The sequence below is a fragment of the Caballeronia sp. J97 genome (assembly GCF_905220305.1).
Classification (GTDB): Bacteria; Pseudomonadota; Gammaproteobacteria; order Burkholderiales; family Burkholderiaceae; genus Caballeronia.
In genome coordinates this window covers 153,466-178,114 of the sequence record NZ_CAJMZL010000001.1, presented here as the reverse complement: position 1 = coordinate 178,114, position 24,649 = coordinate 153,466, and the positions used below count along the sequence as shown (strand labels likewise).

The 24,649-nt window shown below is 62.9% G+C and carries 23 protein-coding genes; 10 read left to right on the top strand and 13 right to left on the bottom strand.

The window, feature by feature from the left end; genetic code table 11:
* Positions 1–11: 11 nt before the first annotated feature.
* The 6 genes from priB (at position 12) to U4Y90_RS00785 (ending at position 4,473) form a co-directional block, all read left to right on the top strand.
* Complete coding sequence (gene priB, locus U4Y90_RS00810; protein WP_321791230.1) at positions 12–311, top strand: primosomal replication protein N; 300 nt, start codon at positions 12–14, stop codon at positions 309–311.
* A 2-nt stretch (positions 312–313) separates the two neighbouring features.
* Complete coding sequence (gene rpsR, locus U4Y90_RS00805) at positions 314–589, top strand: 30S ribosomal protein S18 (protein ID WP_321791228.1); 276 nt, start codon at positions 314–316, stop codon at positions 587–589.
* 28 nt (positions 590–617) lie between these two features.
* The gene (rplI, locus tag U4Y90_RS00800) at positions 618–1,073 is read left to right on the top strand and encodes a 50S ribosomal protein L9 (RefSeq protein ID WP_321791226.1); all 456 of its coding nucleotides are present in this window, start codon (positions 618–620) and stop codon (positions 1,071–1,073) included.
* Positions 1,074–1,195: 122 nt separating this feature from the next.
* Positions 1,196–2,584 carry a replicative DNA helicase gene (locus U4Y90_RS00795; protein ID WP_321791225.1) on the top strand — a complete coding sequence of 463 codons (1,389 nt, stop codon included), beginning with the start codon at positions 1,196–1,198 and terminating at the stop codon, positions 2,582–2,584.
* Between the two features lie 140 nt (positions 2,585–2,724).
* Positions 2,725–3,351, top strand: coding sequence for a DUF47 domain-containing protein (locus U4Y90_RS00790; protein WP_321791223.1), 627 nt, complete (start codon positions 2,725–2,727; stop codon positions 3,349–3,351).
* 111 nt (positions 3,352–3,462) lie between these two features.
* Positions 3,463–4,473 (top strand): inorganic phosphate transporter, encoded by a 1,011-nt coding sequence (locus U4Y90_RS00785; RefSeq protein ID WP_321791221.1) that lies wholly within the window; start codon positions 3,463–3,465, stop codon positions 4,471–4,473.
* A 39-nt stretch (positions 4,474–4,512) separates the two neighbouring features.
* Here U4Y90_RS00785 and U4Y90_RS00780 read toward each other — a convergent pair whose 3' ends face one another.
* The 12 genes from U4Y90_RS00780 to U4Y90_RS00725 form a co-directional block, all read right to left on the bottom strand.
* The gene (locus U4Y90_RS00780) at positions 4,513–5,319 is read right to left on the bottom strand and encodes an SDR family oxidoreductase (protein ID WP_321791219.1); all 807 of its coding nucleotides are present in this window, start codon (positions 5,317–5,319) and stop codon (positions 4,513–4,515) included.
* A 58-nt stretch (positions 5,320–5,377) separates the two neighbouring features.
* Positions 5,378–6,319: a C40 family peptidase gene (locus U4Y90_RS00775; RefSeq protein WP_321791217.1), complete on the bottom strand. Its 942-nt coding sequence runs from the start codon at positions 6,317–6,319 to the stop codon at positions 5,378–5,380.
* A 197-nt stretch (positions 6,320–6,516) separates the two neighbouring features.
* Positions 6,517–8,382, bottom strand: coding sequence for a PhoH family protein (locus tag U4Y90_RS00770; protein ID WP_321791215.1), 1,866 nt, complete (start codon positions 8,380–8,382; stop codon positions 6,517–6,519).
* A 398-nt stretch (positions 8,383–8,780) separates the two neighbouring features.
* Entirely contained in the window at positions 8,781–9,242 is a 462-nt protein-coding gene (locus U4Y90_RS00765; protein WP_321792524.1) for a peroxiredoxin, read from the bottom strand.
* Between the two features lie 71 nt (positions 9,243–9,313).
* The gene (locus U4Y90_RS00760; RefSeq protein ID WP_321791214.1) at positions 9,314–10,210 is read right to left on the bottom strand and encodes a polysaccharide deacetylase family protein; all 897 of its coding nucleotides are present in this window, start codon (positions 10,208–10,210) and stop codon (positions 9,314–9,316) included.
* Positions 10,211–10,219: 9 nt separating this feature from the next.
* Positions 10,220–11,266, bottom strand: coding sequence for a bifunctional UDP-4-keto-pentose/UDP-xylose synthase (locus tag U4Y90_RS00755; protein ID WP_321791212.1), 1,047 nt, complete (start codon positions 11,264–11,266; stop codon positions 10,220–10,222).
* Positions 11,263–12,249 (bottom strand): formyltransferase, encoded by a 987-nt coding sequence (locus U4Y90_RS00750; RefSeq protein ID WP_321791210.1) that lies wholly within the window; start codon positions 12,247–12,249, stop codon positions 11,263–11,265. Before U4Y90_RS00750 ends, U4Y90_RS00755 begins: the two co-directional genes overlap by 4 nt.
* Complete coding sequence (locus U4Y90_RS00745) at positions 12,246–13,283, bottom strand: glycosyltransferase (RefSeq protein WP_321791208.1); 1,038 nt, start codon at positions 13,281–13,283, stop codon at positions 12,246–12,248. The genes U4Y90_RS00750 and U4Y90_RS00745 overlap by 4 nt, the downstream gene beginning before the upstream one ends.
* Positions 13,284–13,312: 29 nt before the next feature.
* Complete coding sequence (locus U4Y90_RS00740) at positions 13,313–14,470, bottom strand: DegT/DnrJ/EryC1/StrS aminotransferase family protein (RefSeq protein WP_321791206.1); 1,158 nt, start codon at positions 14,468–14,470, stop codon at positions 13,313–13,315.
* Positions 14,471–14,523: 53 nt separating this feature from the next.
* Entirely contained in the window at positions 14,524–14,895 is a 372-nt protein-coding gene (locus U4Y90_RS00735) for an SMR family transporter (RefSeq protein WP_321791204.1), read from the bottom strand.
* A gap of 97 nt (positions 14,896–14,992) precedes the next feature.
* Positions 14,993–16,666 carry a glycosyltransferase family 39 protein gene (locus tag U4Y90_RS00730; RefSeq protein ID WP_321791202.1) on the bottom strand — a complete coding sequence of 558 codons (1,674 nt, stop codon included), beginning with the start codon at positions 16,664–16,666 and terminating at the stop codon, positions 14,993–14,995.
* A 361-nt stretch (positions 16,667–17,027) separates the two neighbouring features.
* The gene (locus U4Y90_RS00725) at positions 17,028–17,402 is read right to left on the bottom strand and encodes an Mth938-like domain-containing protein (RefSeq protein WP_321791200.1); all 375 of its coding nucleotides are present in this window, start codon (positions 17,400–17,402) and stop codon (positions 17,028–17,030) included.
* 453 nt (positions 17,403–17,855) lie between these two features.
* Here U4Y90_RS00725 and U4Y90_RS00720 point away from each other — a divergent pair, with 453 nt between their 5' ends.
* The 3 genes from U4Y90_RS00720 to thrC are packed head-to-tail and all read left to right on the top strand — an operon-like array spanning position 17,856 to position 21,898.
* Positions 17,856–19,094 (top strand): pyridoxal phosphate-dependent aminotransferase, encoded by a 1,239-nt coding sequence (locus tag U4Y90_RS00720; RefSeq protein WP_321791198.1) that lies wholly within the window; start codon positions 17,856–17,858, stop codon positions 19,092–19,094.
* 24 nt (positions 19,095–19,118) lie between these two features.
* Positions 19,119–20,441, top strand: a complete 1,323-nt coding sequence (locus U4Y90_RS00715; RefSeq protein ID WP_321791197.1) for a homoserine dehydrogenase — start codon at positions 19,119–19,121, stop codon at positions 20,439–20,441.
* Positions 20,442–20,452: 11 nt separating this feature from the next.
* The gene (thrC, locus tag U4Y90_RS00710; RefSeq protein WP_321791195.1) at positions 20,453–21,898 is read left to right on the top strand and encodes a threonine synthase; all 1,446 of its coding nucleotides are present in this window, start codon (positions 20,453–20,455) and stop codon (positions 21,896–21,898) included.
* A gap of 48 nt (positions 21,899–21,946) precedes the next feature.
* Here thrC and U4Y90_RS00705 read toward each other — a convergent pair whose 3' ends face one another.
* On the bottom strand, positions 21,947–22,771 hold the full coding sequence (locus tag U4Y90_RS00705) for a glycosyltransferase family 25 protein (RefSeq protein WP_321791193.1): 825 nt from the start codon (positions 22,769–22,771) through the stop codon (positions 21,947–21,949).
* A gap of 262 nt (positions 22,772–23,033) precedes the next feature.
* Between U4Y90_RS00705 and U4Y90_RS00700 the strand changes: the two genes are divergently transcribed.
* Entirely contained in the window at positions 23,034–24,626 is a 1,593-nt protein-coding gene (locus U4Y90_RS00700; protein WP_321791191.1) for an ABC-F family ATPase, read from the top strand.
* The last annotated feature ends 23 nt before the right edge of the window (positions 24,627–24,649 follow it).

Here is a 24,649-nt window from a genome sequence, read left to right as displayed (position 1 = left end):
CCAAGGTTTAAGTGAACCGGCTGCAACTGACAGCGAGCGTCGTGGAACGCGAACCGGTGCGGTACACGCCCGCCGGCATCCCGATCGCAAGCTGCACGTTGCAACACGCAGCGGTTGTCGTCGAAGCGGGCATCGCCCGTCAGGTCGAACTGACACTGCAGGCGGTCGCGGCCGGAGAAGCGAGCGGCAGACTGGAAAGCTGTCCGATGGGCGTCGAAACACGCTTCACCGGCTTTCTGGCCAAAAAGAGCCGTAACGCACGAACCCTGGTGTTTCACATCACAGAATTGCAGGACATTGGAAAGGACTAATCATGCCCCGCCCGACTGGTAAGAAATTCGACAAGCGTCGTCAGCAACAAAATCCGCTCTTCAAGCGCAAGAAGTTCTGCCGTTTCACGGCAGCCGGCGTCGAGCACATCGACTACAAGGACACGGAAACGCTGAAGGACTTCATCGGCGAAAACGGCAAGATCACGCCGGCTCGTCTGACTGGCACGAAGGCGCACTATCAGCGCCAGCTCGACACGGCAATCAAGCGCGCGCGTTTCCTCGCGCTCCTGCCGTACACCGACCTGCACAAGGCCTAATCAGACGACGCACTAAGGAAAGCCAAAAATGCAAATCATTCTTTTGGAAAAGGTCGTCAACCTGGGCAACCTCGGCGACATCGTCAAGGTCAAGGACGGCTACGCACGTAACTTCCTGATCCCCGGCAAGAAGGCTCGCCGCGCGACCAAGGACGCGATCGCTGAATTCGAAGTTCGTCGCGCCGAACTCGAAAAGGTCGCCGCTGAAAAGCTGGCAGCCGCGCAAGCTCAAGGCGACAAGCTGAACGGTTTCACCGTGCAGATCTCGCAGAAGGCTGGCGTCGACGGCCGTCTGTTCGGCTCGGTCACGAACGCGGACATCGCTGAAGCGCTGAAGGCGCAAGGCTTCGCGGAAGTGGAAAAGGCGCAAGTGCGTCTGCCGCAAGGCCCGCTGAAGATCGTCGGCGATCATCCGGTTCAAGTGGCGCTGCACACGGACGTGCTGGTCGACGTCACGGTGTCGGTGCTCGGCGAGCACGCGTAAGTTCAGGCGAGGCCGCGCGCCTCGCGACGCAGGAAAGAAGGGCAGGAACCCCACAGGTTCCTGCCTTTTTTATTTGTCTGAGCGTTGTTCCTACGCGCCGAATTCATCGATAATTCCACCCCATGAACGCTCCGTCAAAAGACCCGCAACTCGACGCGCTGAAGGTCCCGCCGCATTCGATCGAAGCCGAACAATCCGTGATCGGCGGCCTGCTGCTGGACAACGCCGCATGGGACCGCATCGCCGACGTGATGCATCAGGGCGATTTCTATCGCTACGACCATCGCATCATTTATGAGCACATCGGCAAGCTGATCGCGGCGACGCGCCCGGCGGACGTCATTACCGTCTACGAAGCGCTCACGATGGCCGGCAAGGCCGAAGAAGTGGGCGGGCTCGCGTACCTCAACGCGCTGGCGCAGAACACGCCGAGCGCGGCGAATATCCGCCGCTATGCGGAGATCGTGCGCGATCGCGCGGTGCTGCGCCGTCTCGTATCGGTCGCCGACGAGATCTCCGCCGACGCATTCAATCCGCAAGGCAAGGAAGTCCGCCAGATTCTCGACGAAGCCGAGGCACGCGTGTTCTCGATCGCGGAAGACGGCGCGCGCGGCACGCAGGGTTTTCTGGAGATCGGACCGCTGCTGACCCAGGTCGTCGAGCGCATCGACACGCTCTATCACACGGCCAATCCTAGCGATGTGACCGGTACGCCGACGGGCTTCGTCGACCTGGACCGCATGACCTCGGGCATGCACGGCGGCGAACTGATCATCGTGGCAGGCCGTCCGTCGATGGGTAAGACGGCGTTCTCGATGAACATCGGCGAATATGTGGCGGTGGAGTACGGCTTGCCGGTCGCGGTGTTCTCGATGGAAATGCCGGGCACGCAACTGACGATGCGTATGCTCGGCTCGGTCGGCCGGCTCGATCAGCATCGCATGCGCACGGGCCGTCTGACCGACGAGGATTGGCCGAAGCTCACGCACGCGGTGCAGAAAATGAGCGAGGCGCAGCTTTTCATCGACGAAACCGGCGGTCTGAATCCGATGGAACTGCGCTCGCGCGCGCGGCGTCTGTCGCGTCAGTGCGGCAAGCTCGGGCTGATCATCGTCGATTACTTGCAACTGATGTCGGGCTCGGGCGGCGGCGAAAATCGCGCGACCGAAATTTCCGAAATCTCGCGTTCGCTCAAGAGTCTCGCGAAGGAGCTCGACGTGCCGGTCATCGCGTTGTCGCAGTTGAATCGCGGTCTCGAGCAACGTCCGAACAAGCGTCCGATCATGTCGGACTTGCGCGAGTCGGGCGCTATCGAGCAGGACGCGGACGTCATCCTGTTCATCTATCGCGACGAAGTCTACAACCCGGATAGTCCCGACAAGGGCACGGCCGAAATCATCATCGGCAAGCAGCGTAACGGTCCGATCGGTCCGGTGCGCCTGACCTTCCATGGGCAGTACACGAAGTTCGACAACTTCGCCGGCGCGCAGAACTTCTACGGCGGCGAATAAGACTTTCATCGCATCCACTGTCAATTCCTTGCGACACTCACCGCGGTGCGTCAGGCACGCGCGGTGCGTCCGATAGTGCGCGCAGGTACAATATGTCAGTTTGATGTACGTCTCAAATTGACCCACTTAGCGGGATTTTCATGTTCGGTCGTTTCATGCCCACCGAGGGCAAATTTTTCGAGATTTTCAACGCGCACGCGAAATGCATGGTCGATGCAAGCCGCGAGCTCGAACTGCTGATCGACAACCTCGACGACGCCGAGGTCCACAAGCAGAACGTCCAGGCCAACGAAAAGCGTGCTGACAAGCTCACGCACGAGACGATCGACCTGCTGCACAAGACGTTCATCACGCCGCTCGACCGCGACGAAATCCACAAGCTGATCACGACGATGGACGACATCCTCGATCTGATGGAGGACGTCGCCACGGCCATCTCGCTGTACGACGTGCGCGCGGTGACATCGGAGGCGAGTCAACTCGCGCATATCTGCACGAGCACGGTCACGCGCGTACAGCAAGCCGTCGAATTGCTGGCGGACATGAAGCGCGCGAGCGAGATTCTCAAGATCTGCGAAGAAATCGACCGCCTCGAGTCGGATGCCGACCGCGTGCTGCGCTCGGCCATGTCGAAGCTCTTCCGCGAGGAAGACGATGTCAAGACGCTGATCAAGCTGAAGGCGATTTACGAGCTGCTCGAGACGATCACTGACAAGTGCGAAGACGTCGCGAACATCATCGAAGGCATCGTGCTGGAAAACGCCTGACCGAGCCGTCCGAGCCCCCGGCGCGCGGCAGGCCCGCGCGCGGCGGGACACGAGAAACCGGGACGACAAACCGGCATTGCTTTTCAAGTCCGGTCAAAACACCACCAACCGATGCATTCGATTCAACTCGCCATCTGGGCAGTCGCCTTGCTCGTCATCGTCGCGCTTGCGTTCGACTTCATGAACGGCTTTCACGACGCCGCCAATTCCATTGCAACGGTCGTCTCGACCGGCGTGCTGAAGCCGCAACAGGCGGTCGCATTCGCCGCCGCGTTCAACGTCATCGCGTACTTCATCTTTCACCTGAAGGTCGCCGCCACCGTCGGCAAGGGCACGATCGATCCCGAGATCGTCGATCACTACGTCATATTCGGCGCGCTCGTCGGCGCAATCGGCTGGAATATCGTCACCTGGATCTACGGCATTCCGTCGAGTTCGTCGCACGCGCTGATCGGCGGTCTCGTCGGCGCCGCGCTCGCGAAGTCGGGCTGGGGCGCGCTCAACTGGGACGGACTGCTGAAGACGGTCGCGTTCATCTTCATCTCGCCGCTGCTCGGCTTCGTGCTCGGCTCGTTCTTCATGCTGCTCGTGTCGTGGCTCTATTTCCGCACGCCGCCCTCGAAGGTCGACCGGCGCTTCCGCCGCATGCAGCTCGTCTCGGCGGGGCTGTATTCGCTCGGCCACGGCGGCAACGACGCGCAGAAAACGATCGGCATCATCTGGATGCTGCTGATCGCGACCGGCTACGCATCGGCCACGGCCGACGCGCCGCCCGTCTGGGTGATCGGCCTGTGTTATCTGTCGATGGGGCTCGGCACGCTCTTCGGCGGCTGGCGCATCGTGCGCACGATGGGCCAGAAGATCACGAAGCTCAAGCCGGTCGGCGGATTCTGCGCGGAGACGGGCGGGGCGATCACGCTGTTCGTCGCGTCCTTTCTCGGCATTCCGGTTTCGACGACGCATACGATCACCGGTGCGATCGTCGGCGTCGGCGCGACGCAGAAATTCAGCGCGGTGCGCTGGGGCGTCGCGGGAAATATCGTGTGGGCGTGGATTCTGACCATTCCCGCATCCGCCGCGCTCGCCGCGGCCGGTTGGTGGGTCGGCCACCGCTTCCTTTGATTCGTTCTGCCCGCGGGCTTGCTCCGAGCCCGCGGCGCGTCAGATGATCGGCGACGACACGCCGTCCATCGGGATGATCGCCCCCGACACGTAACTCGCGCGGCGGCTCGCCAGAAAGAGCGCCACGTCGGCGATTTCCTCCGGTTTCGCGTAACGTCCGAGCGGCACCCTGGCCTGGCTGTCGGCGAGCACCTGATCGCGTGTGACACCTTGCCGCTTCGCCTCCAGATCGAGCGCCTCCTCGACGCGTTCGGTGAGCGTCGCGCCCGGGTTGATCGCGTTGATGCGGATGCCCAGTTTCGCGTAGTGATGCGCGAGTCCGACGGTGTTGAGCATCAGCGCGGCGTTGGCCGCGCCGCCCGCGATATGGATGTCGGTCGCGATCTTCCCGCCCATTCCCACGATGTTGACGATCGCGCCAGGCTCGGCGCCCGGGTCGTTGCGCAGGCGCTCGGCCATGCGCTTCAGCACGACTTGCTGCGGATACACATAGGAAAAATATTTGGCGTCCATCGCGGCCTTGTAGGCGGCGGCGTCGAGCGTGTCGGGATCGTAGCGGCGCGCGGCGCCGGCGCTGTTGATGAGGATGTCGATCGGCCCGAGCGCGGCGCTCGCTTCCTCGACGACATCCTCGGCGCTGTGAGCTTCGTGCAGGTCTGCGCGCGCGAGATGGACGTGATACCCCGCGCTCGCCAGTTGCTCACGGGCGCGGGCCAGATTTGCGGCATCGCGGGAGACGATCGCGACCTTCGCGCCCTCGCTCGCGAACGCTTTCGCGCATGCAAATCCGATGCCCTTGCTACCGCCCGTGATGAGGACGACCTTGCCCGCGAGTCCCAGGTCCATGGTGTTGCGCTCCGTCGACGAATGATCGGAACACGATAGCAGAGACGCGCATTGCGCGTCAGTTCGTGCCGGTCGCGAAACGGGCAATGGGATCGTCGCCCGGCGCGGGACGTGGCGCGGCGAGGGACCCGGTGGACGCGCGCATCACGCGAACGGGCGGATCGGCGGGATCGGCGTTGTCGTTGGTCACCTGAGCCGCGCGTGCCTGCTGGCGCGCCGCGCGGGAAGTCGGCGGAGGCGGCTCGAATGCGTCGGCGGCGGCCTGGATCGGATCGGGCGACGCGTTGATGCTGGCCGCCGCCGCAGGCGCGCTTGCACCCGCCGCCTGCGATTGCCGCTGAGCGGCGCTGAGCGTGGGCGGCGGCGGCTCGAAGGCATCCGCATTGACCGGCGCGGGCGCGGGCGCAGGCGTTGGCGCGGGCGATGCGATATACGTCGGCGCATCGAACGGCGTGGGCGCGGCCTTGGGCGGCGCGACGCGGCGGATGCCATCGAAACGCTTCGCCCAATACGGGTTCGTCAGATAGTCGAGACGCACGGTTCCGCCCGTCGAGGGGGCGTTCACGAAGCGCAGCTTGCCGACATAGATGCCCACATGCGAATGCGGCCGCCCGGTCGTGTTGAAGAAGATCAGGTCGCCCGGCGCGATCTCGTCCGGTTCGACGGATTCACCGCGCGAGCTCATATCGGCCGTGGTGCGCGGCAGATTCACCGACGCCGCGCGATCCACGACATAGCGCACGAGCCCGCTGCAATCGAAGCCCGCATCGGGCGTATTGCCGCCCCAGCGGTATGGCACGCCGACGAGGGACATCGCCTGAATGGAGATTTCCTCGCGCCCGACGCTGTGATCGACGAAATTCGGAAAGCCGGGAGGCGCCTTATACGTTCGGCTGGCGCTCGCGCTGGTAGTGGGCTTGCGCGCCGCCTGCTGCTGCGGCGCGGTTCCACACGCGGCGAGCAGTACGGTAGCGAGAAGCAGCAGCCAGATTCGACACATTGCAATAGGCGAACGAAATTCGCCAGGAAGGGGCAGTGTGCCGATACTAGCCCGCCGAACGGGCGTGCAGCAAGATGTCTTGAGGATTTACATGAAGTTTGTGCTGTAACTGTTGCAGTTGCAGAACGTTCAGACAAAAAGAAGCGGCCCGGCGGATTGCTCCGCCGGGCCGCCATATCGCGACGAATGCCGGGCGCTTACAGAATGTCGGAGGCGTAGTCGGCGAGGCGCGAGCGCTCGCCGCGCGCGAGCGTCACGTGACCGCTATGCGTCCAGCCCTTGAAGCGGTCGACGACATAGGTGAGACCCGAACTGCCTTCAGTCAGATAGGGCGTGTCGATCTGCGCGATATTGCCGAGGCACACGATCTTCGTGCCGGGACCCGCGCGTGTGACGAGCGTCTTCATCTGCTTCGGCGTGAGGTTCTGCGCCTCGTCGATGATCACGTATTTGTCGACGAAGGTGCGGCCGCGCATGAAGTTCATGCTCTTCACCTTCAGACGCGAACGGATGAGCTCCTGCGTCGCGGCGCGGCCCCATTCGCCGGCGGCGTCATCGGTTTTCTGCAGGACTTCGAGGTTGTCGTCGAATGCGCCCATCCACGGCTGCATCTTCTCTTCCTCGGTGCCAGGCAGAAAGCCGATGTCCTCGCCGACCGGAACCGTCGCGCGCGTCACGATGATCTCGTTGTAGCGCTTGTCGTCCAGCACCTGCGCGAGGCCGGCGGCGAGCGCCATCAGCGTCTTGCCGGTACCGGCCTGACCGAGCAGGGTCACGAAGTCGACTTCCGGGTTCATCAACAGATTGAGCGCGAAATTCTGCTCGCGGTTGCGCGCGGTGATGCCCCACACGTTGTTCTTGTGATGACCGTAGTCGCGCAACGTCTGCAGGAGCGCGGTCTTGCCGTTCAGCTCGCGCACGACCGCATGGAACGACGGCTCGCCGTTTTGCGGCTCGAGATAGACGAACTCGTTGACGAGCATCGACGGGCACAGCGGCCCGGTCACGCGGTAATACGTCGTGCCGGTCTTGGTGTCCTGCCAGCTCTCCATGCCCTTCGCGTGCTTGGTCCAGAAATCTTGCGGCAGCGCGCGCACGCCGGAGTAGAGCAGGTCCTTGTCTTCCAGAACCTGATCGTTGAAGTAATCCTCGGCGGGCAGGCCGAGCGCGTGCGCCTTGATGCGCATGTTGATGTCTTTCGACACCAGCACGACCTGGCGGTCCGGCCGCTCCCGCTGCAGCGCGCGCACGACACCCAGAATCTGGTTGTCCGCCTTGCCGACGGGCAAGCCTTCCACCGGCTCGATGTCGGTGAGCGTCGTCTGGAAGAAGAGCCGGCCGAGCGCATCGCGGTTGCCTTGCGCGGCGAGCGGCAGGCCTTCCGCCATCTTGCTGGCATTGCCGGCGTGCGCGACGAGCGCATCGAGCGTGCGGCTCACCTGACGCGCATTGCGCGCCACTTCCGACATGCCCTTCTTATGGTTGTCGAGTTCTTCCAACGTCATCATCGGCAGATAGACGTCGTGTTCCTCGAAGCGGAAGAGCGAGCTTGGGTCGTGCATCAGCACGTTCGTGTCGAGCACGAAGAGCTTGCGCAATTCGGCCTCGGCGCTCGTGCTCTTGCGGCGTTTGTTCTGCGCACGCGTGTCTTTCGCCGCAGCCGCGGCCGGTGCCTCGGACGCCACGGGAATTTCCGCGCGCTCCGTGCGGGCTTCGACCGCATCTGGCGTGGCGCGCGCGCCCGGCGCCGGCTGCAGGAGCGCCGCGGTCTGTTTCGATTTTCGCGCGCGCGTGGGCACCGTGCCCGGCGCGGGCGGCGGCGCGACCGCTTCAACGTGCGGTTCGGCCGGAATCTGGGTCAGCACTTCGCTCGCGATCGAGCGCAGCGTGTGCGCGGCGTTCTTGGCGGGACGCTCGGCGGCGACGGTATCGACCGCGCCGTAGGCGTCGTCATCGCTCGCCGCGGCTTGTTTCTTCGACTGTTTCGAAGGCCGGGCTTTGGCCTTGTATTCTTCAGCCGGAAGGAGGTGGCCGAGCTTGGCCGGGGCGGTAGGCAAAGGCATGATGTTCCCTCGAAAGGAATCGGGTCGTGTATCGTGCGCCGCCTGTCGCATCCTGCTCGTCCGCCCTCGAAGCGATACGAATTCAGCAGTTTGCGCCCGGTGGCGCGCTTCGTTGTCGAAATCGCCGGTTCGCCTAGGTTTCGATCTGCTCCTTGGAGGTTGCGTGCAACACGTCGCGCGCGAGCCGGTGAATCGTGGCTTTTATGCGACGCCAAATAAAAAAGCCGCCGTTCCGACTACCGGAACCAGCGGCTGACTTCTGCCAGAGGGCGCCTTTCCCTTGCCGAGTCCACATAGCCCGGGTCCATGCCGACCGTACCGACAGGCACACGGCGGCTCGCGCTAAACCAAAGGGAATGGGGAGGACAGGCGCTCATTGCGAACCAATATAACGTGCCTCAAATCGCTTGTACAGCCTCGACAATTGCCTCTACGTGGCCTGGCACCTTGACGCCGCGGAACTCGCGCCGAAGCACGCCTTTTGCATCGATGAGAAAGGTCGAGCGCTCCACGCCGCGCACTTCCTTGCCATACATCTTCTTCATTTTGATGACATCGAAGAGCGAGCAGATGGCTTCGTCGCCGTCCGAAACCAGCGTGTAAGGCAGCTCCAGTTTCGCCTTGAAGTTGTCGTGCGATCTCACGCTGTCACGCGAGATGCCGATCACTTCCGCGCCGGCCGCATTGAACTGGTCATAGTGGTCGCGAAATTGCAGGCTTTCGGTCGTGCAGCCCGGCGTGTTGTCCTTCGGATAGAAAAACAGCACGACCTTTTTGCCGCGCAGGCTCGAAAGCGTGAACTCGCCACCCGTCGCGGGTGCGGTGAAGTCGGGAACGGGCTGGTCGACTGCGACTGACACGTAGGTTTCTCCGGTTGTTTTGGATATTCGGTGAGAAAAACGACGAGACCCGGATGCGGCCACGCGCCGCTTCACCCCGGCTGGACGATCAGTTCGCCCGCGCGGCCCGGAATCTCGCCCCACGTCACAGGGTACGTGGGCAGTGACGCGCGGTCCAGCGTCGCATGGTAATCGCCCATCGTGGCGAAGCTGTGTCCCTGCGCGCGCCAGCCGGCGAGCAGTTGCTCGAACACGGGCGCGAGTTTCTGGCCTTCAAGCTCGGCGTGCAGCGTGAACACCTGATCGTGCGGATTGTTCGCCGTATGGCGCAGCACATGGGCCGCGACATTGCTTTCGTCGACGCCGTCCACGCCGAGCACTTCGTCGAGCGTAGGCAGCGTGGTGGGCATCTGGATGTGGTTCAGCGTGCGGCCGTCGAGCACGGGGACGTACGGTGTGTGGCCGCGGCCGTCGGACGCGTAACGCATGCCCCAGGCGTCGATCTGTTCGAACGCGTAACCGTTCATCTGCCAGCCGGCCGCGCCGTGGGTGACGGGCGGCCCGCCGAAGATCTCGATGAAGCGCGCATGGCTTTGCTGCATCTGCGCGACGGTCCAGTCGCGATCACGCCCGCGCACGTTGTCCTGCCAGTAGACGTGATCCCACGTATGGATGCCGCATTCGAAGCCGGCCTCGTGAATCGCGCGCATTTCCGACACGGCTTCGCGCCCGATGTCCGGCCCCGGCAGCAGCACGCCGTACATGAGCGTCTTCACGCCGTAATGCTCGACCACCGACGTGCGCGAGACCTTCTTGAGAAAGCCGGGCCGGAAGACGCGCCGCAGCGCCCAGCCGGTGTGATCCGGGCCGAGGCTGAAGAGGAACGTCGCGCGCGCGGCGTACTTGTCGAGCAGCCGCCCGAGATTGGGCACGCCTTCGCGCGTGCCGCGCAGCGTATCGACGTCGATTTTCAGAACGATGCGGGCCACGCGCGTACCTTAGGTCTGTTCCACCAGCTTGCGGGCTTCGCCCACATGCGCGCGGTACGCTTCGAAAATCTTGCGCAGCGCGTCGTCCATGGTGGCTTGCGGCGCCCAGTTGAGTTCCTGCATCGTGTTCTCGATCTTCGGCACGCGGTTCTGCACGTCCTGATAGCCGCTGCCGTAGTACGCGCCCGACGAGGTCTCGACGAGCTGCACCTTCTTCGCGCTGTCCGAATACTCGGGGAACTCGTTCGCGAGCGCGAGCATCTTGTTGGCGAGCTCGCGCACCGAGAAGTTGTTCGTCGGATTGCCGATGTTGTAGATCTTGCCCGACGCGACGCCGCCCTTGTTCTCGATGATCTTCATCAGCGCGCCGATGCCGTCGTCGATGTCCGTGAACGCGCGTTTCTGCGCGCCGCCGTCGACGAGGCTGATGTTCTCGCCACGCACGATATGACCGAGGAACTGCGTCACGACGCGCGACGAACCTTCCTTCGGCGTATAGATGGAGTCGAGGCCCGGGCCGATCCAGTTGAACGGACGGAACAGCGTGAAGTTGAGGCCTTCCATGCCGTAACCCCAGATCACGCGGTCCATCAATTGCTTCGAGCACGCGTAGATCCAGCGCGGCTTGTTGATCGGGCCATAGGAGAGCACGGAGTTTTCCGGATCGAACTGCTCGTCCGTGCACATGCCGTACACCTCGGAAGTCGACGGAAACACCAGATGCTTGCCGTACTTCACGGCCGAACGCACGATCGGCAGATTGGCTTCGAAGTCGAGCTCGAACACGCGCAGCGGCTGCTTCACGTAAGTGGCGGGCGTCGCGATCGCGACGAGCGGCAGAATCACGTCGCACTTCTTCACGTGATACTCGACCCACTCCTTGTTGATCGTGATGTCGCCTTCGAAGAAATGCATCCGCTCGTGATTCGCGAGGTCGCCCAGGCGATCGGTTTGCATGTCCATCCCGAAGACTTCCCAGTCGGTGGTTTCGAGGATGCGCTTGGACAGGTGATGGCCGATGAAGCCGTTGACACCCAGAATCAGAACTTTTTTCATGAATGACGAGAGGATTGAATGATTCGGCCGAATTCGGAAGGATCGATGGTGCGCGCTTCGCCCGACGATTGCGCATCGGCGTTCAGCGGCCGATGACGCAATTCGTGGATGGCGATGACGCGGCCGTCGCCGCAGACGCCAAACAGCGCATTATCCGCCACCCTTAGGCCCGGGGGCAAACTCCGCAACTCACTGAGCCTTTCGGGAGGGACACCCGGCGCGCCGGTTTCGGGCACGAGCCGCGCGCGCGCGACGATGAAACGATCCGCGCCGATGTCCGTGAACGCGCCCGGATACGGCGGCGCGACCGCGCGAATCAGGTTGTAGACGCCCTGCGCGGGCTGCGACCAGTCGATGCGGCCATCTTCAGGCTTGCGCCCGCCGTAGTAGCTGCCCGACGCGAGATCGTTCGGCAGATGCGGCGCTTCGCCCGCGAGCAGCGCGGGCAGCACGCGCCAGAGCGTCTGCTCGGCGGCGACGACGGTCTTGTCGAAGACTTGCGCCGCGGTGTCGTCGGGGAGGATGGGCACCGGCGTTTGCGCGAGGATCGCACCGGCGTCGGGTTTCTCCGCCATCTCGTGCAGGGTCGCGCCGGTCTCGGTCTCGCCGTTGATCACCGCCCAGTTGGTCGGCACGCGGCCGCGATACTTGGGCAGGAGCGATCCGTGCATGTTGTACGCGCCGCGCCGCGCGAGCGAAAGCAGCGCGACAGGCAGCATGTGCCGGTAATAGAACGAGAAGATGAAGTCCGGCGCGAGCTTTTCCACCGCGTCGTGGAGCTCGGGCGATTTGGGGTCGGCGGGTGTGATCGTGTCGATGCCGTGTTCCGCCGCGACCTGCGCGACGCTGCCGAACCAGATGTTCTCGCTCGCGCTGTCCTCGTGCGTGACGACGAGCGCGACATCGACGCCGCGTGCGAGCAGCACCTGCAGGCAGCGCACGCCGACGTTGTGATACGCGAAGACGACGGCGCGCGGCTTCATCGGTCGTCTTCCTCGCGCGTGACAACGGCCACGGGCTGCACGGCGTCCTGCAGCGGCTTGATCGCCGAGGGCAGGCCGTCGCGCTGTTCGAGGATCGTCTGCACGAGATAACGGGGCCGCGCGCGCACCTGCTGATAGATGCGGCCGATGTATTCGCCCAGCAGCCCGAGCGCGAAGATGATCACGCCGAGCATGAAGAACGTGATGGCGAAGAGGGTGAACACACCCTGGACTTCCGCGCCGAACATGAAGCGGCGAATCAACAGCAGCATGAACAGGCCCGCCGAGCCGACCGACAGGATCACGCCGATGAACGACAGCCATTGCAGCGGCACCACCGAGAACCCGGTGACGAGATCGAAGTTCAGGCGGATGAGGCTGTAGAGCGAATACTTCGATTCGCCCGCGAAACGCTCTTCATGCGCGACATCGACTTCGATCGGGTTCTGCGCGAACGTGTAGGCAAGCGCGGGAATGAACGTGTTGATCTCGCCGCAGCGATTGATCGTATCGATGATATGGCGGCTGTACGCGCGCAGCATGCAGCCCTGGTCGGTCATGCGAATCTTCGTGATGCGTTCGCGCAGGCGGTTCATTGCGCGCGACGCTTTCTTGCGCCACAGGCTGTCCTGCCGCTGCTGCCGAATGGTGCCGACGTAGTCGTAGCCTTCGCGCATCTTCTCGACGAGCTTGCCGATTTCCTCGGGCGGATTCTGCAGGTCGGCATCGAGCGTGACGACGATCTCGCCGCGCGACTGCTCGAAGCCCGCGAGAATCGCCATGTGCTGGCCGTAATTGCCGTTGAGCAGAATGACGCGCGTGGTGTCGGGCCGCACGTGGAACTGCTGTGCGAGCAGCGCGGCCGATTTATCGCGGCTGCCGTCGTTGATGAAGATCACCTCGTACGAGGTGCCGAGCGCATCGAGCGCCGGATAGAGGCGCTGAAAGAGGGCGGCCAGGCCGTCCTCCTCGTTGTACACCGGAATGATCACCGAAAGCTCGGGCGACGTCGCCGGAAAATCCAATTGACTCATGTTGCGCTGGTTGTCCTTGATGATCCGTATTACCCGTTATGTCCGAACTGCTCGCAGATCTCGTCGATCGACTTCACGACGTGCGTCACGTCTTCCCCGGTCATGCCCGGGAAGAGCGGTAGCGTCACGTTCGACGCGCCGTAACGCTCGGCATGCGGGAACATGCCTTCCTTGAAGCCGCGCGCGCGATACAGGGTGAACAGGTGCAGCGCCGGATAGTGCACGCCGCTGCCGATGTTGCGCTCCTTCAGTTGCCCCATGAATTCCGCGCGCGTGAGCTCGAGCTTGTCGAGCGGCAGCGCGATCTGGAACATGTGCCAGTTGTGATCCGTGAAGTTCTTCACCGGCAGGCCCATTCCGAGCCCGACCGCCGCGCCGCCTTCGAAGGCATCGAAATAGAGGCGCGCGAGTTGCCGGCGCGCTTCCGTGATGGCCTCGGTCTTGCGCAGCGACCCGAGCCCGACGCGCGCCGCCACATCCGTCAGGTTGTATTTGCCGCCGAGGACGTCGCAGTCCATGCCGTCGAAGCCGGTGCGCGTGATGCCCTGCAGCCGGTACTTGCGCGCGAGTTCCGCTTCGTCTTCGTTGTTGAGCACGAGCGCGCCGCCTTCGATCGACGTCACGTTCTTGTTCGCGTGGAAGCTGAACGACACGATGTCGCCGATCGCGCCGATGCGCTTGCCGCGCCAACTGGAGCCGAACGCCTGGGCCGCGTCTTCGATCACGCGCAGTTTGTGTGCGCGGGCGATCTCATAGAGCTTGTCCATGTCGACCGGCAGGCCCGCCAGATACACCGGCATGATCGCCTTCGTGCGCGGCGTGATCGCCCGTTCGAGCAGGTTCAGGTCGATGTTGCGCGTGACCGGATCGATGTCGACGAACACCGGCGTCGCGCCCACTTCGAGGATCACGTTGGCCGTCGACACCCAGGTCATCGGCGTGGTGATGACTTCGTCGCCAGCGCCGACACCCGCGATGCGCAAGCCGATTTCCATCGTGCAGGTGCCCGAGTTGAACGCGCGCACCGGGCGGCCGCCCACGTAGGCCGACAACTCCGCCTCGAACTGCTGATTCTGCGGGCCGGTCGTGATCCAGCCCGAACGCAGCACGTCCACCACGCCCTGAATGGTTTCTTCGTCGATATCGGGCTTCACAAAAGGCAAGAACGGCCGCGTTGTTTGAGTCATGGACTATGCGCTTAAAAAATGAATGGATACGGTCGACGCTTCGATCCGGCGAACTAGCCGCGCGCGAGCACCACGACGCCGACCAGAATGATGCCGATGCCGATGAGCCGCTGCATCGACAGCACCTCGCCGAACAGATACCACGCGGCGAACGCGTTGACGACGTAGCCGAGCGAGAGCATCGGATAGGCGATCGACACATCCACGCGCGACAGCCCGACGATCCACACGACGACGCTCAGCACGTAGCATGCGAGCCCGCCGATGATCGGCCACTGCGTCGCGATCCTGATGCCGACGGGCAGAATGTTGGCGGGCGTCAGGTCGAAATGGCCGACCGCGTTCACGCCGGCTTTGAGCAAAAGCTGCGCGCATGCGTTCAACGATACGCCGATGACGATGCAAATAAAGGAAATCGGGTTCATCGCGCGTTTTTCAAATGCGGAACAAGGATACTCGGTTCATCACGAAATGCCGAACGAGCGTGCAGTGCAGCATCGCGGCGGAGAAGGTAGCGATCGCTCACGGCTGCGGCTTCTCCACGATCACGCGGCGCTCATCGCGCGCGATCACCTGCATCGGCACGCGGCGGGCAGCGAGTTCGTCAAAGCGTGACGGCGGCATCAACGCGAGCGCGTAGCGCTCGGAGTCCCACCGCTTGACCCACTCGTCGATGCTCGGCACCCATTTTTGCGGCTCGGTCTGCACGCCAAAGGTCAGCTCGTCCGCCTCGCCGACCATGATCATGGTGTGGCCGAGGTAGAAGGGCATCGTGTGATCGAGCTTGGCGATCGAATAGAACGGCGTGTCGGGCGGCAGCTTCGCCATCGCGGCCTTCACGGCCGGCACGAGTCGCACGCCGGAGCTCTGCGTGCCGAACACGTCGTGGCCCGAGCCGGCGATCGTGCCGAGCAGCAGCCAGGCCGCGCCCAGTCCCGCCGCGCCCGCGAGCACGCTGCGCCGGTTCAGCCAGATCGCGAATATCGTGACGAGGAACGCGACGGCGAGGCCCGCGTACACCCAGACCTGGAACGCGCGATAGAGCGCGTTGGGCGTGTTGGCGCTGCCTGCCCGGCCGATGAAAATCGCGCCGAACGCCGCGGCGATCAGAAACATCGCATAGCCGATCAGATGCATGCGGTACTGCGCCTTCGTCAGCGACGGCAGATAAAGCCCGATCACGAGCGCGAGCGCGGGTGCGACCGGCAGCACGTAGGAGACGAGCTTCGAATGCGACGCGCTGAAGAACAGGAAAATGAAAGCCGACCAGACAAGCAGCATCGTGACCGGCGCGAAGCCGTTGGGCTGGCGCGGCGCCTTCAGACCGTGGCGCACGCTCTGAAAGGCGATCGACAGCCACGGCAGAAATCCGACGAGCAACACGGGCACGAAATAGTAGAACGCGCCGGGACGGTTTTGCTCGGGTGTCAGATAGCGCTTGAACTGCTGAACGATGAAGAAGAAGTCGAAGAACTCGGGGTTCTTCATCTGAACGAGCGCGAACCACGGGCCGGTCACGATCAGGAACACGATCAGCCCGCTGCCGATATAGAGCCGCTTCCAGAGCGCCCAGTCGCGCGCAACGAGCGAATAGAGGATCAGGACCGCGCCCGGCAGGATCAGGCCGACGAGACCCTTCGAGAGCACCGCGCCGCCCATGCCGGCCCAGCAAAGCCACATCCACAGGCGCACGTTGCGCGTTGGCAAGCCGGGGCGCTGGGCGAGCAGGAGCGCGCAGAGCGTCAGCTCCATCCAGAACGACAGGCCCATGTCGAGCGTGTTGAAGTGGCCCATCAGGTTCCAGTACGGGCACGTCGCGAGGATGACCGCCGCGGCGAAGCCCGTCATCGCGTTGAACACGCGGGTGCCGGTATAGCCGACGAGCAGCACGCCCGCGAAGCCCGTGAGCGCCGTATATAGGCGCGCCTGCCATTCGCCGATGCCGAACCACGCGAAGGTGAGTGCGTTTGCCCAGGTCTGCAGCGGCGGCTTTTCGAAATACTTGTAGCCGTTATAGCGCGGCGTGATCCAGTCGCCGGTCACGAACATCTCGCGCGCCATTTCGGCGTAACGGCCTTCGTCGCTCGGCACGAGATGGCGAAAACCGAGCGGCGCGAACCAGATGATTGCGAGCGCAAGTAACAGAAGAATGAGCGAAAGACGCGTGAGCGGTAGCCGGGTGGGCGTATCGTTCATGAAGTCGACCTGTCCGATGCCGCGACGCGCGGCGCTAGTGAAAACGAAATGGGCGGTGAGGCGGCTGTCCGAGGGCAGAGCACCCGCATGCTCTGGCACGCATTTTCGACGTGAGTTCGCATATTCGGGCACGATGCGCAGTGCGCATTCGATCGGCGTCCCGAGACCAACCCGGCGAATGCCCCGTTCGATGCGTTCGCGCCGCGCTGCTCATCCGTCGAGACGGATGCCGGGCGGGAGTGTAGCGCACGGCCGGCCGCCACTCGTCAAAATTGATTCGTGGCAGGCGCCGGCCCGCGCCGATGTCGGACGGGAGGCGGCAGTCTGCCAGCGCTTCCTTAGCGTTTCCTTAGGTGTTTTCTCAACCTTCGATCAACAGTGCGGCGGCCACGCGGCGGCCTTCGGACATCAGAATGTTGTAGGTGCGGCAGGCCGCGCCGAAATCCATCGTCTCGACGCCGATGCGGTGTTTCGCCAATTGCGCCGTAAGCCGCGGATGCGGAAAGCGCAGTCGCGACCCGCTGCCGAAAATGACGACTTCCGGCGCCGCCTGAACGAGCGCTTCGAAGTGCTCGGGCGTGAGCGCCTCGAACGAAGAGACCGGCCACGCCGCGACGGGCGTCTCGGGCATGACGATCACGCTGCCTTCGTGCCTTTCGAGATTGATCGCGACGAATCCGTCTCCGTAGCTCGTGATGGTGTTGAGCGCGCTGTTGGATTCCTGGTGCAGTTTCAAAACAATGATCCGGCAAGGGAAAAGGGAGAGGCTCGGCGCGCGCGGCGGCGTGCGGAGCGGTCCGCGCACGCGTTCGCACAGTCAAGTGCGCCCGGTCCGGCGCATTCGATTGGTGCATTGCGGAACTGAGCCATAATCAGTAAATTATAACTTTTCGGCTGCCGGGCTCGCTCGTGCGCCGCCGTTGCGCTCGCGTGCCGCCACAAGCCGCCTTCGACACGCAATCCGGTCCGCATCGCCCATGCCTTACCTGGCGCGGCGTCTAAAATGCATCGTTTCGGCGCTCGGCAACGCGCGAGTCGTCCGGGCGAGCCGCCATCAGGCTTCACCCTCGGTTTTATCGGCACGTCCGTTCGCTTTCCGCGCGCGAGGCCGCGTGCCCGAAGTACCGAGCCGCACCTGATCGCATCACAAAAACCAGTCCGCATTCACACCAGACCCAGGGCGCCAGCCGTGAAACCGATTCTCAAATCCAACAAGCTGCAAAACGTCTGCTACGACATTCGCGGGCCCGTGCTCGAACATGCGAAGCGCCTCGAAGAGGAAGGCCATCGCATCATCAAGCTGAATATCGGCAATCTGGCGCCGTTCGGCTTCGAGGCGCCGGACGAGATCATTCAGGACATGATCCGCAACCTGCCGGGTTCGTCGGGCTATTCGGATTCGAAAGGTGTGTTCGCCGCGCGCAAGGCGATCATGCATTACACGCAGCAAAAAGGCGTGGCGGGCGTGGAGCTGGACGACATCTACATCGGCAATGGCGCGTCCGAGCTGATCGTCATGGCGATGCAGGCGCTTCTGAACGACGGCGACGAAGTGCTCCTTCCGGCTCCGGACTATCCGCTGTGGACGGCCGCGGTGAGCCTGTCGTCGGGCACGCCGCGCCACTACATGTGCGACGAGAGCAACGGCTGGATGCCCGATCTCGACGACATCCGCGCGAAGATCACGCCGAACACGAAGGCGCTCGTCGTCATCAACCCGAACAACCCGACGGGCGCGCTCTACTCGGACGAACTGCTGCGCGAACTGATCGGGATCGCGCGCGAGCACGGCCTCATCATTTTCGCCGACGAGGTCTACGACAAGATCGTCTACGACGGCCAGACGCACACGTCGATGGCCGCGCTGTCCGAAGACGTCGTCACGGTCACGTTCAACAGCCTGTCGAAAAGTTACCGTTCGTGCGGTTATCGCGCGGGCTGGATGGCGATTTCCGGGCTGATCGAGGAAAACCGCCGCCGCGCGAAGGATTACCTGGAAGGCTTGGGCATTCTCGCGTCGATGCGGCTGTGCCCGAACGTGCCCGGCCAGTACGCGATCCAGACCGCGCTCGGCGGCTATCAGAGCATCAACGACCTGATCGTGCCGGGCGGGCGTCTCTACAAGCAGCGCGAGCTCGCGTACGAGATGCTCACGGCCATTCCGGGCGTCACCTGCGTGAAGCCGCAAGCCGCGCTCTACATGTTCCCGAAGCTCGATCCGAAGATGTACCCGATCCAGGACGACCAGCAGTTCATCACCGACCTGCTGCTCGAGGAGCGCGTGCTGCTCGTGCAGGGCACGGGCTTCAACTGGCCGACGCCGGATCACTTCCGCGTGGTCTTTCTGCCCAACGTCGACGATCTCGCGGATTCGATCCATCGCATCGCGCGCTTCCTCGACGGCTATCGCAAACGACATTCCGCTTAATCTCTCTTTAAAGACTCGCGCTGCATGGAACCGATCAAAGTAGGACTCTTGGGCTTCGGCACGGTAGGCAGCGGCACTTTCACGGTGCTGCGCCGTAACCAGGAAGAAATCAAACGACGCGCGGGACGCGGCATCGAAATCGCGCGCGTCGCGGTGCGCACGCCGGCGAAGGCCGAAGCCGCGAAGCAGGAAGGCATCGCGGTGACGGACGACTTCAACGCGGTCGTCGACGATCCTTCCATCGACATCGTGTGCGAAATGATCGGCGGCACGGGCTTCGCGCGCGAGCTGGTGCTGCGCGCGATCGCCAACGGCAAGCATGTCGTGACCGCCAACAAGGCGCTGCTCGCGGTGCACGGCACGGAGATTTTCGAGGCCGCGCGCGCGAAGGGCGTGATGGTCGCGTTCGAAGCGGCGGTGGCGGGCGGCATCCCGATCATCAAGGCGCTGCGCGAAGGGCTGACGGCGAACCGCATCGAGTACATCGCGGGCATCATCAACGGCACGACGAACTACATTCTTTCGGAGATGCGCGACCGCGGGCTCGACTTCGCGACGGCGCTCAAAGCCGCTCAAGAATTGGGTTACGCCGAAGCCGATCCGACGTTCGACATCGAAGGCGTCGACGCCGCGCACAAGGTCACGATCATGAGCGCGATCGCGTTCGGCGTGCCGGTGCAGTTCGATCGCGCGTACGTGGAAGGCATCAGCAAGCTCGCCGCGATCGACATTCGTTACGCCGAGGATCTCGGCTATCGCATCAAGCTGCTCGGCATCGCGCGCCGCTCGGAGAAGGGCATCGAGCTGCGCACGCATCCTACGCTGATCCCCGCGAAGCGCCTGCTCGCGAACGTGGAAGGCGCGATGAACGCGGTCGTCGTGCACGGCGACGCGGTCGGCACCACACTGTATTACGGCAAGGGCGCGGGCGCGGAGCCGACCGCCTCCGCCGTGGTCGCTGATCTCGTCGACGTGACGCGCCTGCATACGGCCGACCCGGAGCATCGCGTGCCGCATCTGGCGTTCCAGCCGGACAGTCTCTCCAACACGCCGATCCTGCCGATCGACGAGGTGACGAGCGGCTACTACCTGCGCCTGCGCGTCGCGGACGTGACGGGCGTGCTCGCGAACATCACGCGCATTCTCGCCGACAAGGGCATCTCCATCGACGCGCTCCTGCAGAAGGAATCGGAAGAGGTCGACGGCGCGAACAAGGGCGAGACGGACATCATCCTCATCACTCACGAGACGCTGGAAAAGAACGTGAACGCGGCGATCGGGCAGATCGAGGCGCTGTCTACGGTCGTCTCGAAGGTGACGAAGCTGCGCATGGAAGCGCTCAACTAAGGGCAAGCACGATGAACTACATTTCGACGCGCGGCGCCGGCAGCAACGAGCGCCACACGTTCTCCGACATCCTGCTGGGTGGCCTCGCGAAAGACGGCGGCCTGTATCTGCCGTCTGACTACCCGAAAGTCAGCGCCGATGAACTCGCGCGCTGGCGCACGCTGTCGTACGCGGATCTCGCATTCGAAGTGCTGTCGAAGTTCAGCGACGACATTCCCGCCGACGATCTGCGCTCGCTCACGCGCAAGACGTACACCGCGCAGGTGTACAGCAACGTGCGCCACGAAGAGAGCGCGGCGCAGATCACGCCGCTCAAGACGCTCGGCGAAGAAAACGGCGCGACGCTGTCGCTGCTGGAGCTGTCGAACGGTCCGACGCTCGCCTTCAAGGACATGGCGATGCAACTGCTCGGCAATCTGTTCGAGTACGCGCTGGCGAAGCACGGCGAGACGCTGAACATCCTCGGCGCGACCTCGGGCGACACCGGCAGCGCAGCCGAATACGCGATGCGCGGCAAGGCCGGCGTGCGCGTGTTCATGCTGTCGCCGCACAAGAAGATGAGCGCGTTCCAGACCGCGCAGATGTTCTCGCTGCAAGACCCGAACATCTTCAATCTCGCGGTCGAGGGCAATTTCGACAACTGCCAGGACATCGTGAAGGCCGTGTCCAACGATCACGCGTACAAGGCGAAGCACAAGATCGGCACGGTCAATTCGATCAACTGGGCGCGCGTCGTCGCGCAGGTCGTGTACTACTTCAAGGGCTATTTCGCCGCGACGCGGAGCAACGACGAACGCGTGTCGTTCACGGTGCCGTCGGGCAACTTCGGCAATGTATGCGCGGGGCATATCGCGCGCATGATGGGCTTGCCGATCGACCAGCTCGTCGTCGCGACCAACGAAAACGACGTGCTCGACGAGTTCTTCAAGACCGGCGTGTATCGCGTGCGCGGCGCGGCGGAGACGTATCACACGACCAGCCCGAGCATGGACATCTCGAAGGCGTCGAATTTCGAGCGCTTCGTGTACGACCTGCTCGGCCGCGATCCGGCGCGCGTGCTGCAACTGTTCCGCGACGTGGAAGAGAAAGGCGGCTTCGATCTCGCGGCGAGCGGCGATTTCGCGCGTGTGAAGGAATTCGGCTTCGTGTCGGGCAAGAGCGGCCACGACGACCGCGTGAAGACGATCCGCGACGTGTTCGAGCGCTATCACACGATGATCGACACCCACACGGCGGACGGCGTGAAGGTCGCGCGCGAGAATCTGAAGCCCGGCGTGCCGATGATCGTTCTCGAAACCGCGCAGCCGATCAAGTTCGGCGAGACGATTCGTGAGGCGCTCAATCGCGAGCCGGAGCGGCCGTCGGCGTTCGTGGGACTTGAAAAACTGCCGCAAAGATTCGATATCGTTCCTGCGGATGCAGGCGTGGTGAAGGCATTCATTGCCGAGCGGACCTGATCGCGTCGCGGCGCTTGCAGATATCTGTGCGGCGCCGCGAATGACAGTTTAGAAAAAGCGCGTCGGGAATTTTCGCGAGAGCATCAATTTCCAGATGCCGGCGAATATTGTCGCTTCCCGATCGTAGAAGTCTTCGGGAACGCAATTGACTTCGTCGAGCAAGGTCGTGTGAATCAGCGCCGATTCGTTGAACATGAGTTTTCGAAAGGTATCGTACACCACGTTTGTCAAACTCTCGATCTCCGGTTGTATCTGAGTTCGCCTGGATTCCGGTGAAAGTGAGGTAATAAAAGGGAAAATGAAAGAAGCGCTCAATTCGCCAGCCACGATCATATTTCTGATGGCGAGGTCGTACGGTAAATCGAGTGAGTCGAAGGACTTCAAGGCGGCCAGGACCTTTTGCTTCGATTCCACGTCGGGGAGGACGTAGGCGGTCGATGCAGCAAAATGAATCTCGCGGCAGTCGCCGACGGCGACAGCATCGCCCTGGAAGTCGCGGCGCAACCTGAAGAGGGACAACATCGACTCGATACTCGTGATGGCCAAGTCCGTGAAGAGTATGTCGACATTGCGACTCGTTGCGAGCGTGCGGTTCAAAATTTTCATGGCGCGCGTCCCGAGAATGGCGTCGTCTTCGAGTATCAGAGACGGCCCGGCATACTCGAGTGAAGTCTCGACGGCTTTCGCATGGCTCAGAAAACATCCCTTTTCCGCGGGGCGAATCGATCCTGGTATCTTTTCTCGCAAAACGTGCTCGGCAGAAAGCGCAGGGATTCGACGGAAAGGTACGCCACCCGCAAACTCGGCGATATTTTCTTCTATCCGGCTTCGGCGTTCTACAGCCTGATCGAGATTTATATAAAGAATATTCACTAATATTTGGTTCGAGTGGAACGCGGGGTAGTGCTTGACGGCACGATTCCGGGCTGGTTTTGGGGCGCGAAGGAAATTGTCGGGTTGCAGGGTACATTTCGACGACACCGTCGTGTGTGACAGTGTGTGCGCAGATCGGAGTCAGACCGTCCATTCGGCGAGCCAGCGCGCATGATCTGGCACCCACTTCGGCCCGAAGACGATGGTCAACTTCTGCTAAAATCTCAGGTTTTTCGTCGTACCCCATTCAAAAGGACGCGCCGTGCTGTCTACCGCCAATATCACCATGCAATTCGGGCCCAAGCCCCTCTTCGAGAACATCTCGGTCAAGTTCGGCGAAGGCAACCGCTATGGACTGATCGGGGCGAACGGCTGCGGCAAGTCGACCTTCATGAAGATCCTGGGTGGCGATCTGGAGCCGAGTTCCGGCAATGTCATGCTCGAGCCGAACGTCCGTCTCGGTAAATTACGCCAGGACCAGTTTGCGTATGAAGACATGCGCGTGCTCGACGTCGTCATGATGGGCCACACGGAAATGTGGGCCGCGATGACCGAGCGCGACGCGATCTACGCGAATCCGGATGCCACCGACGACGACTACATGCGCGCCGCCGACCTCGAAGCCAAGTTCGCCGAATACGACGGCTACACGGCCGAAGCGCGCGCGGGCGAGCTGCTGCTCGGCATCGGCATCAACATCAACGATCACAATGGCCCGATGAGCAACGTCGCGCCCGGCTGGAAGCTGCGCGTGCTGCTTGCGCAGGCGCTGTTCTCGAAGCCCGACGTGCTGCTGCTGGACGAGCCGACCAACAACCTCGACATCAACTCGATCCGTTGGCTGGAAGACGTGCTCAACCAGTACAACTCGACGATGATCATCATCTCGCACGATCGGCACTTCCTGAACCAGGTCTGCACCCACATGGCGGACATGGACTACGGCACGCTGAAGGTCTGGCCGGGCAACTACGACGACTACATGCTCGCGTCGACGCAGGCGCGCGAGCGCCAGCAGGCCGCGAACCAGAAGGCGAAGGAGCGTGTGGCCGACCTGCAGGACTTCGTGCGCCGCTTCTCGGCGAACAAGTCGAAGGCGCGTCAGGCCACCAGCCGTCTGAAGATGATCGACAAGATCAAGATCGAGGAATTCAAGCCGTCGTCGCGCCAGAATCCGTTCATCCGCTTCGAGTATGAAAAGAAGCTGCACAACATCGCGGTGGTCGCGGAAGACATCACGAAGAAGTACGACCGCACGATCTTCCAGAACTTCAGTTTGAGCGTGCAGCCGGGCGAGCGTATCGCGATCATCGGCGAGAACGGCGCGGGCAAGACTACGCTGCTCAAGTCGCTCAAGGGCGCGCTCGACCTCGATCACGGCAGCGTGAAATGGGCGGAGAACGCGAACGTCGGCTACATGCCGCAGGACACGTACGAAGAGTTTCCGAAGGACGAGACGCTCACCGAGTGGATCGACCAGTATCGCAAGGAAGGCGACGACGAGCAGATGATGCGCGGCACGCTCGGCCGTCTGCTCTTCAACGCGGACGACATCAAGAAGAACGTGAAGGTGCTGTCGGGCGGCGAGAAGGGCCGCATGATCTGGGGCAAGCTGATGCTCGGCCGCCACAACGTGTTGCTGATGGACGAGCCGACGAACCACATGGACATGGAGTCCATCGAATCGCTGCAGATCGCGCTGGAGAAGTTCGAAGGCACGCTGATCTTTGTGTCGCACGACCGCGAATTCGTGAGCGGGCTGGCCGATCGCATCATCGAAGTGAAGACCGATGGCACGCTGCGCGACTTCGGCGGGAACTACGAAGATTTTCTGACGAGCCAGGGCATTCAATAATCACCCGCTCCGCCCAGGATTCG

Bases quoted from the DNA above. Each gene is read 5' to 3' on its own strand.
- rpsR (WP_321791228.1), top strand. From the start codon at position 314: ATGCCCCGCCCGACTGGTAAGAAATTCGACAAGCGTCGTCAGCAACAA.
- rplI (WP_321791226.1), top strand. From the start codon at position 618: ATGCAAATCATTCTTTTGGAAAAGGTCGTCAACCTGGGCAACCTCGGC.
- U4Y90_RS00795 (WP_321791225.1), top strand. From the start codon at position 1,196: ATGAACGCTCCGTCAAAAGACCCGCAACTCGACGCGCTGAAGGTCCCG.
- U4Y90_RS00790 (WP_321791223.1), top strand. From the start codon at position 2,725: ATGTTCGGTCGTTTCATGCCCACCGAGGGCAAATTTTTCGAGATTTTC.
- U4Y90_RS00785 (WP_321791221.1), top strand. From the start codon at position 3,463: ATGCATTCGATTCAACTCGCCATCTGGGCAGTCGCCTTGCTCGTCATC.
- U4Y90_RS00780 (WP_321791219.1), bottom strand. From the start codon at position 5,319: ATGGACCTGGGACTCGCGGGCAAGGTCGTCCTCATCACGGGCGGTAGC.
- U4Y90_RS00775 (WP_321791217.1), bottom strand. From the start codon at position 6,319: ATGTGTCGAATCTGGCTGCTGCTTCTCGCTACCGTACTGCTCGCCGCG.
- U4Y90_RS00770 (WP_321791215.1), bottom strand. From the start codon at position 8,382: ATGCCTTTGCCTACCGCCCCGGCCAAGCTCGGCCACCTCCTTCCGGCT.
- U4Y90_RS00755 (WP_321791212.1), bottom strand. From the start codon at position 11,266: ATGAAAAAAGTTCTGATTCTGGGTGTCAACGGCTTCATCGGCCATCAC.
- U4Y90_RS00750 (WP_321791210.1), bottom strand. From the start codon at position 12,249: ATGAAGCCGCGCGCCGTCGTCTTCGCGTATCACAACGTCGGCGTGCGC.
- U4Y90_RS00745 (WP_321791208.1), bottom strand. From the start codon at position 13,283: ATGAGTCAATTGGATTTTCCGGCGACGTCGCCCGAGCTTTCGGTGATC.
- U4Y90_RS00740 (WP_321791206.1), bottom strand. From the start codon at position 14,470: ATGACTCAAACAACGCGGCCGTTCTTGCCTTTTGTGAAGCCCGATATC.
- U4Y90_RS00735 (WP_321791204.1), bottom strand. From the start codon at position 14,895: ATGAACCCGATTTCCTTTATTTGCATCGTCATCGGCGTATCGTTGAAC.
- U4Y90_RS00730 (WP_321791202.1), bottom strand. From the start codon at position 16,666: ATGAACGATACGCCCACCCGGCTACCGCTCACGCGTCTTTCGCTCATT.
- U4Y90_RS00715 (WP_321791197.1), top strand. From the start codon at position 19,119: ATGGAACCGATCAAAGTAGGACTCTTGGGCTTCGGCACGGTAGGCAGC.
- thrC (WP_321791195.1), top strand. From the start codon at position 20,453: ATGAACTACATTTCGACGCGCGGCGCCGGCAGCAACGAGCGCCACACG.